Genomic DNA, 15,316 nt, shown 5'->3' with positions numbered 1-15,316 from the left:
AAGAGAGGTGAATGATTTGTATTCCAACCAATTTGTAAAGCTGTGGAGTAAAATCAGCAGAGACTTGAGAACATACATGGAGACGCAGCTTGCTCCGACGCTTACGGAAGGCCAGTTAAACGTGCTTGAAGTGCTGCTTGCCCAGGATCAGATGAAGCCGTCCGATCTGCTGGAGCATCTGAATACGACCCCGGCTGCAGTAACGACACTGCTTGACCGGATGGAGAAAAACGAACTGATCGTGCGTCAGCGCGACGAGAAGGACCGCCGGATCGTCTGGATTATTCCGACCGAGAAAGGAAAGTCGGAGTGCGCGCGCGGCGTAGAGCTCCGCAATGAGTTCATTCACTCGCAGCTGGACCGGATCTCGTCTCATAATCAGCAGCTCCTCGTGTATTTGCTCGGCAAGGTAGCTAATTAATCCATTCTATTCCGGTCTAGCCCGGAAATCATGTTCAAGGAAGCAGACGGTCTGGAATTTCCATATCAGGGAAACGAAAGAAGCGCACAGCGGAGAGGCCCTGTACGCTTCTTTCCTTGTGTATGCGATTACTTGCTTTCCCATCGGCTGAGGATGCCGGCCGGCAGGAACAGCTTCGACGAGGTGATCGGCAGCCCGATCTCTCCGCATGTGATCGTCCCTCCGTATTTGCGGGCGACGGTCATCGACAAGATGTTATGCATGACGGTTGGAGACAGCCCGGTCGTGTAGGAATTAATCAGGAAGAACAACGGGTTGTCCGACAAGATCCCGGCGCAAAACTCGACGAACGGATACAAATTCGTCTCCAGCTTCCACGTTTCGCCGCCGGGGCCTCGTCCATAGGATGGCGGGTCCATAATGATGGCGTCATACCGGTTGCCCCGGCGTTCTTCGCGCTGTACGAATTTGAACACGTCGTCGGTAATAAACCGGACCGGCTTCTGACTGAGTCCGGACAGCTGTACGTTCTCCTTCGCCCACTGGACGACACCCTTGGACGCGTCGACATGACACACTTCGGCGCCTGCGGACGCGCAGGCAACGGTCGCCCCGCCCGTATAGGCGAACAGGTTGAGGACTTTGACCGGTCTGCCGGCCGAAGCGATTTTGTCCATCATCCACCGCCAGTTTACCGCCTGCTCCGGAAATAGTCCCGTGTGCTTGAAACCGGTCGGTTTTATGTAAAAGGATAACTTGTCATACCCGATCACCCAACGCTCCGGCAGCTCGCGCTTCGTCTCCCATTGTCCTCCGCCGGAGCTGCTGCGGTGGTAATGAGCGTCCGCGTTTTTCCAGGCGCCCGTCTCTTTGCGGATTGGCCATATGATTTGCGGGTCCGGTCGTCTTAATACGACATCGCCCCAACGTTCAAGCTTGTCCCCGTCTCCGGTGTCCAGCAATTCGTAATCTTTCCAATCGTTTGCGTAAAACATGCGGCACAATCCTTCTTTCATCTTAAGGTTCCACTCTATTCTACATCATGAAGGAAGCCGATATCCACTCTCCTTTTCCGTTCTGTTCACAGACGCCGATCTGTGATAGCATGGAGTTGAAATTTTTACGGATAACTAAGAAAGAAGGGTTAGGAATGAAAGGACGGAACTACTGGATCGGTTCTGTAGCGTTGCTCGTTTTGTTTGCGGTTATTGCGGCTACGATGCGCAAGGACGGTCCGACCGCCTTCGACGAGGCGGTCGGAAACTGGATTAGAGGCTGGAGGTCAGACGGTCTGACCATAGTGTTCAAAGCTTTTTCCCCGCTGGTGTCCACGACGGTATTCTCGCTTTTGCTGGTTGTGTTTGCCGCCTTGTTCGTCTTTACGTTCAGGAAACGGCTCGAACCGCTTATACTCGTCATGAACCTGGCTGTCGCCTTCGGCTTGTACAAAGGGCTGAAGAGTGTATTCGAGCGGCCGCGTCCAACTGCCGACGCTTTGATCGAAGCGGCGGGCTACAGCTTTCCGAGCGGGAATGCGCTCATGTCGGCGTCGTTCTACGGCCTGATCGTTTATTTGCTGTACCGGCAATGGAGAAGGCGCAACAAGGCAGCCGCTTATACGACCGTCGTGGCCGGCATCCTGCTCATCCTGGGGATCGGCATCAGCCGGATCTATCTGGGCGTCCATTATCCGAGTGATATCGTCGCGGGATTTGCCATAGGCGGCGCCTGGATGCTTGTATGTGCCGGAGCCGTGTCCAGACGGTCCTAATCAGGAATTACAACCGTCCCGGTCGGGAACAATGGGAATAAGACCCTGCAAGTGGAAGCGGAAGGGATTCTTAGGACATGTGACGGATCGCGGAGGAGCTATGAGCGGTAAAGTATTGCTGGTGGAAGACGAGAAGAAAATTGCCCGGGTGCTGGAGCTGGAGCTGCGGCACGAGCAATATGAGGTCACGCTGGCCAAGACGGGGCCGGAAGGGCTCAAGCTGGCGCAGACAGGCGCCTGGGATATGATCCTGCTGGATATTATGCTGCCGGGTATGGACGGGCTGGAAGTGCTTGAGAACTTGCGCAAGACGAACAAGACGGTCCCCGTCATCATGCTCACCGCCCGGGATTCGGTTCCGGACAAGGTCAGCGGTCTGGACCTCGGCGCCAACGATTATGTGACGAAGCCGTTTGCTATCGAAGAGCTGATGGCGCGGGTGCGCGGACTGATCCGCTCGTCGAGGCTGAAGGCCGAAGGAAAGGAGCAGACGTACCGGGTCGACGATCTGACTCTCGATGCCCTGACGAGAACGGTAGTCCGGAGCGGTGCGAACATTGAACTGACTCCCCGGGAGTTCGAGCTGCTGCTTTATTTTATGAAGCATGCGGGAACGGTTCTGTCCAGGGAACAGATACTGGCGGACGTTTGGGGATTCGAGTTCGCCGGGGATACGAATCTGGTCGACGTGTACGTACGTTATTTGAGGCAGAAGGTGGACGAAGGCCATAAAACGAAGCTGATCCAGACGAGCCGGGGGGTCGGCTATTACATGAAAGACCCGTCTGAGGGCGAGAAGACGACATGAGTCTCCGCGTCCGGTTAATGGTGTTATCCTCGGCCTGGCTCGTGTTCATCCTCGTGCTGTTCGGCGGGTTCCTGTATTGGTTCGTCATCAACATTACGACGAAAAGCGAGAAAGAGCTGATGCTGACCAAGGCGAAGTCGATTCTCGAAAACAAGCAGGTGCTCGATCCGAAAAACTGGCGCAGTCCGAATAAGCTGTTCGCCGAGTTTCATGTCAGCGACGAGATGATCCGGATCGTCGGCATGGACGGCAAGGTGAAGGTGCAGTTGCTGAACAACGAGGCGATCGCGCTTAAGCCGCCTCAAGTTGTCGATCGCAGGCTGTTTCTGATCAAGCGGATCGACCGGCTCCGGTATATGTATGTGCTCGTGCCGATCCAGACCCAAAATGAACAAATCGGCGTGCTGGAGATTGGGCGGCTGCTTCACCGGTGGAACGATTATATGGATGTGTTGTTGTCTGCCATCGTCCTCGCCTCGGTCGGGGCGGTTATGATCTCGGTGATCGGCAGCTTTTTTTATTCCCGGTTTATATTTTTACCGCTCCGGCAGCTGTACAATACGATGCACATGATTCAGCAAAGCGGCACGTTCCGTAAACTCGACGACGGGTTTACGAACAAAACCGATGAGCTTGGCAAAATCGGCACTACGTTCAACGAGATGATCGCCCGTCTGGAGGAGCAGGTGCTGAAGCAGAAAAGATTCGTCGTCGACGCTTCACACGAGCTGAGAACGCCGCTGACCATTATCGCAAGTTATGCCGACATGCTCCGAAGATGGGGCGGCAAAGATCCCGCGCTGCGGGACGAAGCGGTGGAAGCGATTCAAGACGAGGCGAACCGGCTTAAAGGTTTGGTAGAGGCGCTGATGCAGCTTGCGGATACGGAAAGGGAGGACCGGCTGAAGCCGCAGCCGATGGACATGCTGGCGGTCATCCGTGCGGCGGCGGCGGCGATGGAGATCGGGTTTCAGCGGCGGATCGAGGTGGAATGCGAAGCGAAGTCCATCCCGATGACCGGCGATCCGGAGAAGCTTAGACAGCTGCTGATCATCTTGCTGGATAACGCCGTGAAGTACAGCTCCAAGCCGGTACGAATCCGGGTCGCTTCCCATGAGCAGACGGTCCGGTTCGAGGTGGAGGACCGGGGGATCGGATTTGAGGAGAAGGAGCTTCCCTACATCTTCGACCGGTTTTACCGGGTCGACCATGCCCGGGAACGGCATACCGGCGGCTTCGGGCTCGGTCTGTCGATCGCCAAAAATATTGTGAGCCGCCACGGGGGCACGATTGCAGTGCGAAGCCGGCTTGGCGCCGGTACGAGAGTGGCCGTATCGATCCCGTTAGACTCGGGCGGTTTGACTGCGCCGTAACCGTACAAGCGCTCATTTTATCCGGAGGAGAATTGACGGAAGCGCGAATTTGCCGGATAATTCTAGTACCGGGAAACCGGTAGCTGATTAGGATGTCCGGCATGCGGCGGCCGTGTGATGTCCGGGAGAGTGTGTTGCTGATGATACTGTATGTGAAACAGGTGAAAGACGAGCTGTTGCCGCAGCTGAGTATCCGCAGTTTGGATCCGTACGAACCGGTTGAAGTAGTCTTCGTACCCAAGCCGTGGAGGGTAGTTGGCGCCGGCAATTATGCGGCGGTACTGCTCCATCCGGCTGAGCCGGACAAAGTCGTCAAAATTTATGCCGAAGGCCGTCCCGGACTGCCCGATGAGATCCAGGTATATCGGAAACTGGGGCGTCATCCGGCCTATTCGGAATGTTATTATGCAGACGATACGTTTCTCGTTCTAAAGCGGCTTACCGGAGTGACGTTGTACGAATGTTTGCGAAGAGGAATCCGGATTCCGGAGCGGGTTATTACCGATATCGATAAGGCGCTCGATTATGCGCGGAAGCAAGGGCTTAATCCGCACGACGTTCACGGCAAAAATGTGATGATGATCGACGGACGCGGAGCGGTTCTGGACGTATCGGATTTTCTGAAAGACGAGCACTGTGCGATGTGGGACGATTTCAAAAGGATGTATAATTTGTTTTATAAGCCGCTTCTGCTGCGCGTGACGGTTCCGATCCCGCATCCGCTGCTGAATATGCTGCGCAAGGGGTACCGGATTATCCGCAAAAGAGGCAGCTCCTGATCCGAAACATAGGCAGTGGGAGGTAGTGCGATGACAGTTGAGAATGAGAAAGACTGGGCGGGACTTAGACGAATCGGCCGGATTGTGGCGATGGCGCGCGACACGATGCTGTGTTCGGTTCGTCCCGGTATGACGACGGCCGAGCTGGATGCGATCGGCGAATCGGTGTTGAAGGAGCACGGAGCCGTCTCCGCTCCGCGCAAAACCTATAATTTTCCGGGTGTGACGTGCATCAGCCTGAACGACGTCGCCGCACACGGCATCCCGGGGCGCAGAAAAATCCGCACGGGCGATATGGTCAACGTAGACGTGTCGGCCGAGCTGGACGGGTATTACGCCGATACCGGAGCTACGATCGTCGTTGAAGGGGACGGTTCGAATACGGAGCTGAAGCGGCGGCTGGTCGACAGCTCGCGGACTGCGCTGGATCTGGCGATCGCGGAAGCGAAGCCGGGGGCGAAGCTGAACCGGATCGGCAAAGCGATCGAACGCGAAGCCCGCCGAAGCGGGTTTACGGTCATTCGCAATCTGGCCGGGCACGGTGTAGGGAGAAAGCTTCACGAGGAGCCGGGCGATATCGTGAATTTTGAGAATAAAAAGGATGGACGGCTGCTTCAGAACGGTGTCGTGGTCGCCATCGAAACGTTTTTGTCCACAGGTGCGGAATACGTCTTGGAGGAACAGGACGGCTGGACGATCCGGACGCCGGACGGCAGTCTCGTCGCGCAATTCGAGCATACGGTTGTGGTGACCAGCGAGGGGCCTGTAGTGCTGACCGTCTGACCGCTAGGGATAAGCGCGATTAGCGGTTAAAGACGTAATGATAAGGAAGCGGATCGGATTTGACAGATAAAACAGGATTTGATACGATTTGTATCGGCGCCTTATCCTGATAATGCCGTCCCCGATTTTGCTGCCGGAGGTGCTTGATGCCTTACACGCCCGCTCATCCGATAACGGCTATCGCGATCGACAAGCTTTTTCCGAACAAGTTCAATAGAACCGGTCTCGTAGCGGGAACGCTGGCGCCGGATTTGATGAATTTCGTCGTGCTCCGGCCGGCCGATACCGGTTTCGGTCATTCTCCGCTGGGGATGCTGACGATCGGGTTGCCGGTTTCCATCCTGATGTGTTATCTCTTTCACAAGCTAGTATTTCCGGGGCTGGTTATTCATCTGCCGCGGCCGCTTGATCGGATTCTGTATCCTTACGTGGAACGGGGATGGCGCATTGCGGGGGCGAGAGCCTGGACGATTCTGGTCGTTTCCATCGTTGTCGGCATGATCAGCCATCTGTTTCTGGACGGGTTTACCCATAAAGGGGGCTTGATGTATCCGTATACGACGGTGTTCGTTCATTGGCTGCTGCCCGGATTCGGGTCCACCAGCCTGCTGCTCCAGTTCGGATTGTCTGTCGTCTGCGTGGCGATTGAGCTGCTGGTGTTTGTTGCTTTTTTATATCGCAGACGTGATAAGATCCGTATACCGGAATTTATATCCGGACCGGCGAAGACCGGTTATTGGTCGGTCGTTCTGTTGTTTTTGTTCGGCGCTACGGCGCTGGGCCTGCTGCTGTACGATACCGGGTATCGCAGGTATGGATTGATGATTGTATCCGTCGCTTCGGTAACGGGAGCGGTGATCGGATTCATAACCGCTTCGGCGGTGTTTCTTACGGCGCGCAGGAGAAGGCCCCGGGCGGACCGGAAACAAGGCGCCGGGAGCTGAGGTCAAGTTGCTCCAAGTTCGACTGGAGTCCATACTGCTGCGGGAGACGCTTCCTATCCACTTCAGAAGTGGTTCAGGGAGCGTCTATTGGTGTTTGGCTTGGCTCGGCCTACGCGTGCAGACGAATCAGTCGGAAATAATTCGTAAGCAAGAGGATTAGTTAGAATAACGATTATACAAGCGCTTTCATTCGATACTGCCGGACTCGTCCCATCCGAACGTTTTATGTATAATGGCTACTGGCGAACATCGGACCCGACTTTTCTGAGAGTGGAAAGTCAACGATACAACGATAAGAGGGGGAGTTTTATCTGTGTTTGGCGGAAAATTGAATAGTTGGAACGTATCGACCGTGAGAGCCGACGTGTTGTCCGGCATTACGGTTGCTTTGGCGCTCATTCCGGAGGCGATCGCGTTCTCGCTCATTGCGGGCGTGGACCCGATGGTCGGGTTGTATGCCTCGTTTTGCATCGCCGTCATTATCGCATTTGTAGGAGGCAGGCCCGCGATGATCTCGGCGGCGACCGGAGCGATGGCGCTTGTGATGGTTACATTGGTGAAGCAGCATGGAGTCGAGTATTTGTTCGCGGCTACGGTAGTCACCGGGATATTGCAGGTGTTGATGGGCGTTCTGCGAATCGGCAAGCTGATTACGTTCGTACCCCATTCGGTTTTGACCGGATTTGTCAACGCTTTGGCGATTTTGATCTTTATGGCGCAACTGACGCATTTTGCAGGAGAGGGCTGGCTGATGTATGTGCTCGTCGCCGCGACGCTGGCCATCATCTATCTTCTTCCCCGATTAACGAAGGCGTTCCCTTCGGCATTAGCAGCGATTATCGTCATATCGGCGATTGTGATCGGAACGGGAATCGATGTGAAAACGGTCGGTGATATGGGGACTATTTCCAGTTCGCTGCCGGTATTTCATCTTCCGCAAGTTCCGGTCACGCTGGACACATTGTGGATCGTGCTGCCGTATTCGTTCTCGCTGGCGCTAGTCGGCATTATGGAATCGCTGCTTACGGCAACGATTGTGGACGAGATGACGAATACGCCAAGCGATAAAAACCGGGAAGTCAAAGGCCAGGGCATTGCCAACGTGGTGACCGGCTTCTTCGGCGGCATGGCGGGCTGCGCGATGATCGGACAGTCGGTTATCAACGTCAAATCGGGAGGGCGAACGAGGCTGTCCACGTTCGTGGCCGGTATGTTCCTGCTTTTTCTCATCCTCGTGCTCGGGAATGTAGTGAAGCAAATTCCGATGGCCGCTCTCGTCGGCGTCATGTTTATGGTCTCGATCGGCACGTTTGACTGGCGTTCCTTAACGGAGCTTCGTAAAGTTCCGCTTGGCGATGCGGTCGTTATGATCGCAACCGTGGCGATTGTCGTCGTCACTCATGATTTGTCCAAAGGAGTTATTGCCGGGGTGGTACTAAGCGCGATTATATTTGCGTGGAAAATGGCATCGATCCGGACGACCGCCTCCGAGCATCAAGGCGTCCGCACCTATACGGTGTACGGGCAGCTGTTCTTCGGAACGGTGTATCCGTTCGCCGATTTGTTTGCAGTAACGGAAGACCCCGATATCGTGCGGATCGACTTTGCGCATTCGCATGTGTGGGACCAGTCGGCGGTTAAGGCGATAGCCAAAGTACAAGCCAAATATGCGCAAGCGGGTAAACAGGTACAACTCGTCGGGCTTAACGAACAAAGCCGGCAGCTCGTCGACAAGCTGGGGCTGGCTGTTCCGGCCAATCCCTAATGAACGCCAGCAAAAAAAGAATCCGTTCCGGACGCATCCTTGATGCGATGTCCGGGAGGGATTCTTTTTTGTAGGGAGTCCTTATTGGTAGTTGTAGGGGCTCGTCATGACCTAAACAACGAGAAAAGCTGCCGCCTGTGCAGAAGCTTTTCTTCATTCAGGCTCAGGAAATCATGCGAAGCTGTTTCCTTATAGGGGATGAGGTACGGGGGCAGCCCCCGATTCGGTCTTCATCTGGCGGCCCGGGTATGGCATTCGAGCGAGCGGATCAGATCTGCGACCGTTTGCCGGCGAAGCCCGTCCAGCAGCCGTCTCTCCAAATCTTCCGTCAATCCGGCGAAGACGGCCTGCATCTCTTGTCCGAACATTCCGCTTGAGGTGGAATCGATCAAGCCGCGGGTAAGCGGTTCTTCGACCTGCATAGCGGCGTAGACGTCCGCGATCGTAATCGCCTCAGGCGGCTTGGCGAGCCGGTATCCGCCGTCCCGGCCTTCCTTGGCCTCGACCAGCCCGTGGCTGGCCAGCCGCGCCAAAATACGGCGCAGCAGCGCCGCCTGGGATTCGATACTCTCCGCCATATTGCAGCTGGGACATACGCCGTCCTGATGTCTGGACAGCAAGATTAAGGTTTGCAGGGCGTATCCGAGCCTTTTTGGCGTTGAAGGGTGTTGATTGCCCGGTGTCGTCATCCAAGTTCCACCTCCCTCTCTATTGTGACGCTTCCCGTCCGATTTGAAAAGCGGTTTCTTATCGCTGCCGTCTGCCGGCGGACCACCAGGGGGACGGTTGTATACAGATTGTGGAGACAAACGTGGTATAATGGCAAAATACGAATATGTTTCCGGGAGCTGATCGGATGTCGCTTGCAGGCGAGGAGAGAAAACAATGGATACTGGACAGGCTTGAGAGCGAGGGGAAAGTGACGACACAGGAGCTGGTGGAGCAGTTCGGCGTATCCTCCGAGTCGATCCGAAGATATCTGGAGGAGCTGGAAGCCAAACGCAAGCTGAAGCGGGTGTACGGCGGAGCGGTCAAGCTCAACCCGTCGCGGGAGGAGCCGCCGTATTTGAACCGCGAAGTGTTGTTTGCCGAAGAGAAGAGACGCATCGGCCGAGCGGGCGTTACGCTGGTGGAGGACAACGACGTCGTTTTTATCGACGACGGCACGACGACGCAGCAGGTGATCCATTATTTGTCGGACAAACGCAACGTGACCGTGCTGACATTTGCCGTGCCTGCGCTCCATCTGCTGATCGACTATATGAACAGAGGGTTGTTCAGCGGACAAGCGTATTTTCTCGGAGGCAAAGTGAATGCGGCTCACGCCCGGGTATCCGGCTCGATCGCGGAACAGGCGGTCGAACAATTTTATGCGGACATCGCCTTCATCTCGGTTGACGGGGTAACGCCGGAGCGGGGCATTACCGGGTTCGATGCCGAGCGGGGGCAGCTCGCCCGCAAAATTATCGGACACTCCAGACGGACGGTCGTCCTGACCGACCATTCCAAGCTGGGGGAAGCCCGTTTTTATAAAATGGCCGATCTGGAGCAGGTGGATACCATCATATGCGACGTAGACATGCCGGAAGAGTGGAGAGAGATCATGCAGGAGCTGGATGTGAACTGGATTCACGCGCTTTGAGTGCGGGCTGGCGGCGGGGGGCGAACGGTTCGAATAGACGCGTCAGGCAACAGGTCGGGGCGGATGTCTTCCTATCGCGGCGGGCCCAAAGCGGCGATACGTTCCATACGCCGGAAGAAGCAGGGCCAACCGCCCCGCCTCGGGCCGGATGCACATGTCGTGCCAGCACGATAACGGGCAGTTGGCGAATTGCAGTTTTTAAGTCCTTTGGTGTTGCATGTGTCTCCTTACTCCGGACCGGGTTCCATCCGTACAATCGTTTGTCGCTCCGGGACCCACCGCCAGTCGGGAGAACCGCCATGCAGATGAACTCCGCCCAGCCAGCAGTCGATTCCTTGCACTGCGATCCGGTCCAGCGCACCTTCAAGCACGTTACGTCCGGTCTCGGTCAGGACAAGGCGGCTGCTGCCGAATTCCGGCGGGGGGCCTGAGAAACCGCGGAAATCGGACACGCCTTCCAGACGAAGAAGAGCTTCCCGTCCCTGCGCCAGCGAACGCAGAATGGACCAGAACTGGATATCGCCCATGCCGAACCAGTTCACCTTCGCTCCGACCCGGCTGAACAGTTCAAACGGCCGGTCGATGCCGCCGGCAAGCTGCTCCAGCAGCAGCTGCTCCACGATTCCGAGACCGTTGTGCACCGAAGGGTACCGCGACAGGTGGAACCGAAACGCTTCCTTGAGATAGGGCAGAGCGGAGCAGTCTTCCTGAAGCAGCGCGGCCAGCGGGCGCGGGTCCGGGGAAGTGAACGCTTGCCAGGCGCGGCTGCCCAGTTCCAGCTCCGAGTGGTTGACCGGATTCCACGTTCCGGATAACGATGTCAATTGCCCGGCCGATAATTGGCCCAACCCCCGAAAGTTCTCGATTCCGGGAAACGACCCGATGCATAACAAATGCAGCTTCGTCCGTCCCAGCGATTGTCTCGAAAACCAGTCGAGCAAGTAACAAAGCATCGTCTGGTCGAACAAGTCGTACTCGAACCATAACACGATCTCGTCATAGTCGCGAAATCCGGCCAGCTGCCGCTCCTGCGCCTCACAGCCGGATAAAAACAGATCGCGCGGAATCCCGAGCGTCTGCTCCAAGCGGGAAGCCCGGAAAGCGAGGGCGTCCGGATTCGACTGCTCGGCAAATACCGGACCTTCCGAATAAATTTCCCGCCATACCAAAATGTCCCCCTGAACGACCCCTTGCTTTAAAGTTTCCGCTACCGAATCGCCGTTAACAATGTGCAGCACTTTACTTCCTCCTTCATTCAGCTCCCGGAATACGGATACGAAATCCGCAACCGGTATCACGCTTCTCAATTTGCGTCTGGCGTCAAACAACCGTTTCTTCAAGGCGGGGACCGGCGTTCCGAGAAAGGCCGAAATTTCGGTGAGGGAATACCCGTGAATATAGAACAGCTGGACCGCGGCCCTCAGCCGGTACGGCAGGACGGAGACGGACCGGTGAATCATCCGGCGGAATTCCCTTTTCTCCGCCAGCTCGTGCGGCGAGGGCTGGTCGGAGGCGAGCTGTGACACGAATTCGTACGGCAAGGACGATTCCCGGTTCCGGCGCACAATCCGGCTGCATTGGCGGGTAACAATCGTCTTGAACCAGCCGGGAAAAGCATTCGGGTCGCGCAGACGGGATAAATGAACGAACGCTTCGGCAAACGATTCCTGCACCGCATCCTCAGCCAGATAAGGGTCGTTCAGTTGATTGCAGGCGACGGCATAGGCCATATCGCCGAATTGGCGGACCAGATGAGCGAATGCATCGCGGTCTCCCTGCTGCGCCGCTTTTACCGAATCCATGCGATGCCATCCTTTCTAACTAGCGTTCTATATCTAAGTGCCGGAGGCTGACGAAAAGGTTACCGGATCGTATAAAAAAGGAGTGCGAAAATCGTACGTTCATTCCGATGGTACTGGAAAAGCTGCCGGTATTCAATGTCAATCGCGCTGTTTTGTCCATCGGGCAAACCGCGCAAAGTCCGCTCGAACGGCCGTACCGGGGAGTAAGCCTTGATTTACGACAGCTTTTGCGGCACAATGGAGAGTATACGACACGGAGGAGATTAGGATGACGGAGACCGGCTCGATACAGAACATGCTGGATAAGATGGCGAGAAGCGGATGGAGAATTACGGACCAGCGAAAGACGATGGCGTCCATCTTCGCAGGCGCGGACGGTTACTTGTCTCCCAAGGACGTGTACGACCAGATGCGGGTCAAATACCCCGGAGTCAGCTTCGATACGGTATACCGTAATCTCCGGATGCTTAGCGAGATGGGCGTATTGGAGCAGTTTTATTTTCTGGAGGGCGGCTTGAAGTTCAGGGCGAGCTGTTCGTCGCACCATCACCATCATTTAATTTGCACCAATTGCGAGAAAACGTTAACGTTCGATTTTTGCCCGATGGAGCAGCTTAATCGTCTGCCGGGTAACTATAAAATTATGAACCACCGCTTCGAAATTTACGGGATTTGCGAGGAATGCCAAAGTTAATAACGGCCGGAGGCGGCACCGGATACGGACTTGCCGGAGGACTTTCCTGAGCGGAAGGGTCTGGCGCTTTTTCCCCAAGCCGCTTTTGCGGCTTTTTGGCCGTTGGCGGAACCGGCGGGCCCACATATAGCCTGTTGACGGAATCAGCGAGTTTGTGTTACGATTAAATAGTAAAAATTACGATTAATCGCGAGGTGCTGTGCATCGATCGATCCGGTCTAGCCCGGTTTCGCAAGGTTGCTGCACGATAACGTATTCGTGTTTTATTATCGTAAAAATTACATATAAGGGAGCGCGATTGCATTGAACGACAACAAAATTCCGGTTACCGTATTAAGCGGCTATTTGGGAGCGGGAAAAACGACGGTGCTGAATCATGTGCTGAATAACCGCAACGGGCTGAAGGTGGCCGTCATCGTTAACGACTTGAGCGAGGTGAATATAGACGCGGATCTGATCAAAAACGGCGGAGGTTTGTCGCGCACGAACGAGAAGCTCGTCGAGCTGTCGAACGGCTGCATCTGCTGTACGCTCAGGGAAGATTTGCTGCACGAGGTGGAGAAGCTGGCGAAGGAGAACCGGTTCGATTACTTGCTGATCGAATCGACGGGGGTCGGGGAGCCTGTGCCGGTCGCCCAGACGTTCACCTATGTCGATGAGGCGCAGGGGATCGATCTGTCGCGGTATTGCCGGCTTGATTGCATGGTGACGGTCGTGGACGCCTACCGGTTCTGGCACGATTATTCGTCGGGGGAGACGCTGCTTGACCGGGGGCAGGCCGTAGGCGAGGAGGACACCCGGGATGTTGTCGATCTGCTCGTCGATCAGATCGAATTTTGCGATGTGCTGATCCTGAGCAAGTGCGATATGGTGGAGGAAAACGACCTGCAACAGCTGGAGGCGGCGCTGCGCAAGCTTCAGCCGAGAGCCAGACTCCTTCGGGCGGTGAACGGGCAGGTCGATCCCGGGCAAATTTTAAATACCGGATTGTTCAACTTCGATGAGGCGAGTGTGTCCGCAGGTTGGATTCAAGAAATGGAGAAGCCGGCCCATACGCCGGAAACGGAAGAATACGGCATATCGTCGTTCGTTTACGAACGGAGACGGCCCTTTCACCCGGGCAGGCTGATGGAATGGATGAGCGAATGGCCGCCGGAAATCGTCCGTGCGAAAGGCATCGTCTGGCTCGCTACGCGCAATGAGATGGGCCAATCGATCAGCCAGGCTGGTCCGTCGATCCAATTCGGCCCCGCCGGTTACTGGATCGCTTCGCTGCCGGAGGAGGAGCGTCGGCTGTATTTGCTGGAGGACGACAAGCTGCGGGCCAGCTGGCATCCGTCATATGGGGACCGGGCAAGCAAGATGGTGATGATCGGGATGGAGATGGATATTCCGTCGATCGCTTCGGCGCTCGATTCCTGTCTGCTGACAGAGGAAGAGATGACGCGCGATTGGCGAAGTTTCCGCGACGAGTTCCCGAAAGCCCCGGCGGAAGAATGGAGCGCGGTCGAACCGTTGTAAGCCCAAAGCGCGAAGAAAAAGAGGCCCCGAGAAGTTTGCCCGTACGGCAGCTTCCCGGTGTGCCTCTTCTTGTGCGCTCAGGAGTCGAACTCAACAGCGGTCTCTGTAACGATGGTCGATATGGCGTGCTTGTAGATTAAGTACTGCTTGCTTTTGGATTCGCGGATCAACACGACGAATTTGTCGAAGGCGTCGATCGTGCCTTTAATCCGGGCTCCGTTCATAATGATGATGGTGCAGATTGCTCGGTTTTTGCGCAGGGTGTTCAGACGGCGGTCTTGAATCAATTCCGCCTTTGTCGGGGCCAGCTCTTCAATCACCAATATCCCTCTCTCTCTACTAATCAGGGTTATCTCTATTATACTATAGATCCGCACCTAATATCATGTCGAGTTACATGAATTTCCAACGTAATCGTAACGGGAAGGCGAAATTTTTCCGTTTCGGAAGGTTTTTCACATCCGATGTGAGAATAGGGTAACTTGTAGATTTCAGAGATCCGCGAAGGAGGAGATCGGATGACGGTTCGGGTTGTGGATGGAAACTTGCTGGAAGCGCAGGAACATATCATCGGCCATCAGGTAAACTGCCAGGCGGTTATGGGTTCCGGTGTCGCAAAAGCGTTAAAATCCCGGTACCCTCAAATATATACGGCCTATATGGAGTATTGCAGCGGCAAAAAGCCGGAGGAACTGCTCGGGCAGCTGCAAATCGTCGAGCTGGACGGCAAATGGGCGGCGAACTTATTCGGGCAGCTGAATTACGGCCGGTCGAGCGCGATCTACACCGACTACCCGTCGCTGCGGCAAGCCCTGTTGTCCCTCAAATTGTACGCGAAAGAACATGGGCTCTCCGTCGCCTTGCCGTATCAGATCGGCTGCGGTCTTGCCAACGGGGACTGGAATGTCGTCGGGCCGATGATCGAGGACGCTTTCCGCGACTACGAATTTACGCTGTACCGGATCGGCTGAGCCGAACCGCCGGCAACGAAAAACCTCCAGAACCATGCGAAT

At 55.7% G+C, this 15,316-nt stretch carries 16 protein-coding genes; 12 read left to right on the top strand and 4 right to left on the bottom strand.

Annotation, left to right across the window (positions count from 1 at the left end; genetic code table 11):
- The first annotated feature begins 16 nt into the window (after positions 1-16).
- Positions 17-421 (top strand): MarR family winged helix-turn-helix transcriptional regulator, encoded by a 405-nt coding sequence (locus AC3Y2E_RS11065; protein ID WP_190924989.1) that lies wholly within the window; start codon positions 17-19, stop codon positions 419-421.
- Between the two features lie 128 nt (positions 422-549).
- Here AC3Y2E_RS11065 and AC3Y2E_RS11060 read toward each other — a convergent pair whose 3' ends face one another.
- Entirely contained in the window at positions 550-1,416 is an 867-nt protein-coding gene (locus AC3Y2E_RS11060) for a class I SAM-dependent methyltransferase (RefSeq protein ID WP_379210102.1), read from the bottom strand.
- 155 nt (positions 1,417-1,571) lie between these two features.
- Here AC3Y2E_RS11060 and AC3Y2E_RS11055 point away from each other — a divergent pair, with 155 nt between their 5' ends.
- From AC3Y2E_RS11055 to AC3Y2E_RS11025, 7 genes are all read left to right on the top strand, one after another.
- Positions 1,572-2,192, top strand: a complete 621-nt coding sequence (locus AC3Y2E_RS11055; RefSeq protein WP_379210100.1) for a phosphatase PAP2 family protein — start codon at positions 1,572-1,574, stop codon at positions 2,190-2,192.
- 100 nt (positions 2,193-2,292) lie between these two features.
- A complete protein-coding gene (locus AC3Y2E_RS11050; RefSeq protein ID WP_379210098.1) occupies positions 2,293-3,000 on the top strand; it encodes a response regulator transcription factor in 708 nt (235 codons plus the stop codon).
- Entirely contained in the window at positions 2,997-4,373 is a 1,377-nt protein-coding gene (locus AC3Y2E_RS11045) for a sensor histidine kinase (protein ID WP_379210096.1), read from the top strand. The genes AC3Y2E_RS11050 and AC3Y2E_RS11045 overlap by 4 nt, the downstream gene beginning before the upstream one ends.
- Before the next feature lie 140 nt (positions 4,374-4,513).
- Positions 4,514-5,152: a serine/threonine-protein kinase gene (locus AC3Y2E_RS11040; RefSeq protein ID WP_379210094.1), complete on the top strand. Its 639-nt coding sequence runs from the start codon at positions 4,514-4,516 to the stop codon at positions 5,150-5,152.
- 30 nt (positions 5,153-5,182) lie between these two features.
- Positions 5,183-5,935, top strand: coding sequence for a type I methionyl aminopeptidase (gene map / locus AC3Y2E_RS11035; RefSeq protein ID WP_379210092.1), 753 nt, complete (start codon positions 5,183-5,185; stop codon positions 5,933-5,935).
- A 146-nt stretch (positions 5,936-6,081) separates the two neighbouring features.
- A complete protein-coding gene (locus AC3Y2E_RS11030) occupies positions 6,082-6,879 on the top strand; it encodes a DUF4184 family protein (RefSeq protein ID WP_379210090.1) in 798 nt (265 codons plus the stop codon).
- Between the two features lie 313 nt (positions 6,880-7,192).
- On the top strand, positions 7,193-8,644 hold the full coding sequence (locus AC3Y2E_RS11025; RefSeq protein ID WP_379210088.1) for a SulP family inorganic anion transporter: 1,452 nt from the start codon (positions 7,193-7,195) through the stop codon (positions 8,642-8,644).
- Positions 8,645-8,874: 230 nt separating this feature from the next.
- On the opposite strand, the gene AC3Y2E_RS11020 is transcribed toward AC3Y2E_RS11025, so the two are convergent.
- Positions 8,875-9,333, bottom strand: a complete 459-nt coding sequence (locus tag AC3Y2E_RS11020) for an RrF2 family transcriptional regulator (protein ID WP_332070979.1) — start codon at positions 9,331-9,333, stop codon at positions 8,875-8,877.
- 167 nt (positions 9,334-9,500) lie between these two features.
- On the opposite strand from AC3Y2E_RS11020, the gene AC3Y2E_RS11015 reads away from it, so the two are divergent.
- The gene (locus AC3Y2E_RS11015) at positions 9,501-10,286 is read left to right on the top strand and encodes a DeoR/GlpR family DNA-binding transcription regulator (protein WP_379210085.1); all 786 of its coding nucleotides are present in this window, start codon (positions 9,501-9,503) and stop codon (positions 10,284-10,286) included.
- 227 nt (positions 10,287-10,513) lie between these two features.
- Here the strand turns inward: AC3Y2E_RS11015 and AC3Y2E_RS11010 are convergent, their stop codons facing one another.
- Entirely contained in the window at positions 10,514-12,088 is a 1,575-nt protein-coding gene (locus tag AC3Y2E_RS11010) for a sigma-70 family RNA polymerase sigma factor (RefSeq protein ID WP_379210083.1), read from the bottom strand.
- Between the two features lie 268 nt (positions 12,089-12,356).
- On the opposite strand from AC3Y2E_RS11010, the gene AC3Y2E_RS11005 reads away from it, so the two are divergent.
- Together AC3Y2E_RS11005 and AC3Y2E_RS11000 are read left to right on the top strand one after the other, a co-directional pair.
- A complete protein-coding gene (locus AC3Y2E_RS11005) occupies positions 12,357-12,782 on the top strand; it encodes a Fur family transcriptional regulator (protein ID WP_190924966.1) in 426 nt (141 codons plus the stop codon).
- A gap of 297 nt (positions 12,783-13,079) precedes the next feature.
- Positions 13,080-14,303: a GTP-binding protein gene (locus tag AC3Y2E_RS11000; protein ID WP_379210326.1), complete on the top strand. Its 1,224-nt coding sequence runs from the start codon at positions 13,080-13,082 to the stop codon at positions 14,301-14,303.
- Positions 14,304-14,380: 77 nt separating this feature from the next.
- Here the strand turns inward: AC3Y2E_RS11000 and hfq are convergent, their stop codons facing one another.
- Positions 14,381-14,623 carry an RNA chaperone Hfq gene (hfq, locus tag AC3Y2E_RS10995; protein WP_379210080.1) on the bottom strand — a complete coding sequence of 81 codons (243 nt, stop codon included), beginning with the start codon at positions 14,621-14,623 and terminating at the stop codon, positions 14,381-14,383.
- Positions 14,624-14,821: 198 nt separating this feature from the next.
- Here hfq and AC3Y2E_RS10990 point away from each other — a divergent pair, with 198 nt between their 5' ends.
- Positions 14,822-15,274 carry a macro domain-containing protein gene (locus AC3Y2E_RS10990; RefSeq protein WP_379210078.1) on the top strand — a complete coding sequence of 151 codons (453 nt, stop codon included), beginning with the start codon at positions 14,822-14,824 and terminating at the stop codon, positions 15,272-15,274.
- Positions 15,275-15,316: the final 42 nt, after the last annotated feature.

Source organism: Paenibacillus sp. MAH-35, assembly GCF_058135425.1.
This window is presented reverse-complemented; position numbering and strand designations above follow the sequence as displayed.

What these genes read in the sequence shown, in the direction of transcription:
- AC3Y2E_RS11060 (WP_379210102.1), bottom strand. Translation starts at nt 1,416, where the DNA reads ATGTTTTACGCAAACGATTGGAAAGATTACGAATTGCTGGACACCGGA.
- AC3Y2E_RS11055 (WP_379210100.1), top strand. Translation starts at nt 1,572, where the DNA reads ATGAAAGGACGGAACTACTGGATCGGTTCTGTAGCGTTGCTCGTTTTG.
- AC3Y2E_RS11050 (WP_379210098.1), top strand. Translation starts at nt 2,293, where the DNA reads ATGAGCGGTAAAGTATTGCTGGTGGAAGACGAGAAGAAAATTGCCCGG.
- AC3Y2E_RS11045 (WP_379210096.1), top strand. Translation starts at nt 2,997, where the DNA reads ATGAGTCTCCGCGTCCGGTTAATGGTGTTATCCTCGGCCTGGCTCGTG.
- AC3Y2E_RS11040 (WP_379210094.1), top strand. Translation starts at nt 4,514, where the DNA reads ATGATACTGTATGTGAAACAGGTGAAAGACGAGCTGTTGCCGCAGCTG.
- map (WP_379210092.1), top strand. Translation starts at nt 5,183, where the DNA reads ATGACAGTTGAGAATGAGAAAGACTGGGCGGGACTTAGACGAATCGGC.
- AC3Y2E_RS11030 (WP_379210090.1), top strand. Translation starts at nt 6,082, where the DNA reads ATGCCTTACACGCCCGCTCATCCGATAACGGCTATCGCGATCGACAAG.
- AC3Y2E_RS11020 (WP_332070979.1), bottom strand. Translation starts at nt 9,333, where the DNA reads ATGACGACACCGGGCAATCAACACCCTTCAACGCCAAAAAGGCTCGGA.
- AC3Y2E_RS11015 (WP_379210085.1), top strand. Translation starts at nt 9,501, where the DNA reads ATGTCGCTTGCAGGCGAGGAGAGAAAACAATGGATACTGGACAGGCTT.
- AC3Y2E_RS11010 (WP_379210083.1), bottom strand. Translation starts at nt 12,088, where the DNA reads ATGGATTCGGTAAAAGCGGCGCAGCAGGGAGACCGCGATGCATTCGCT.
- AC3Y2E_RS11005 (WP_190924966.1), top strand. Translation starts at nt 12,357, where the DNA reads ATGACGGAGACCGGCTCGATACAGAACATGCTGGATAAGATGGCGAGA.
- AC3Y2E_RS10990 (WP_379210078.1), top strand. Translation starts at nt 14,822, where the DNA reads ATGACGGTTCGGGTTGTGGATGGAAACTTGCTGGAAGCGCAGGAACAT.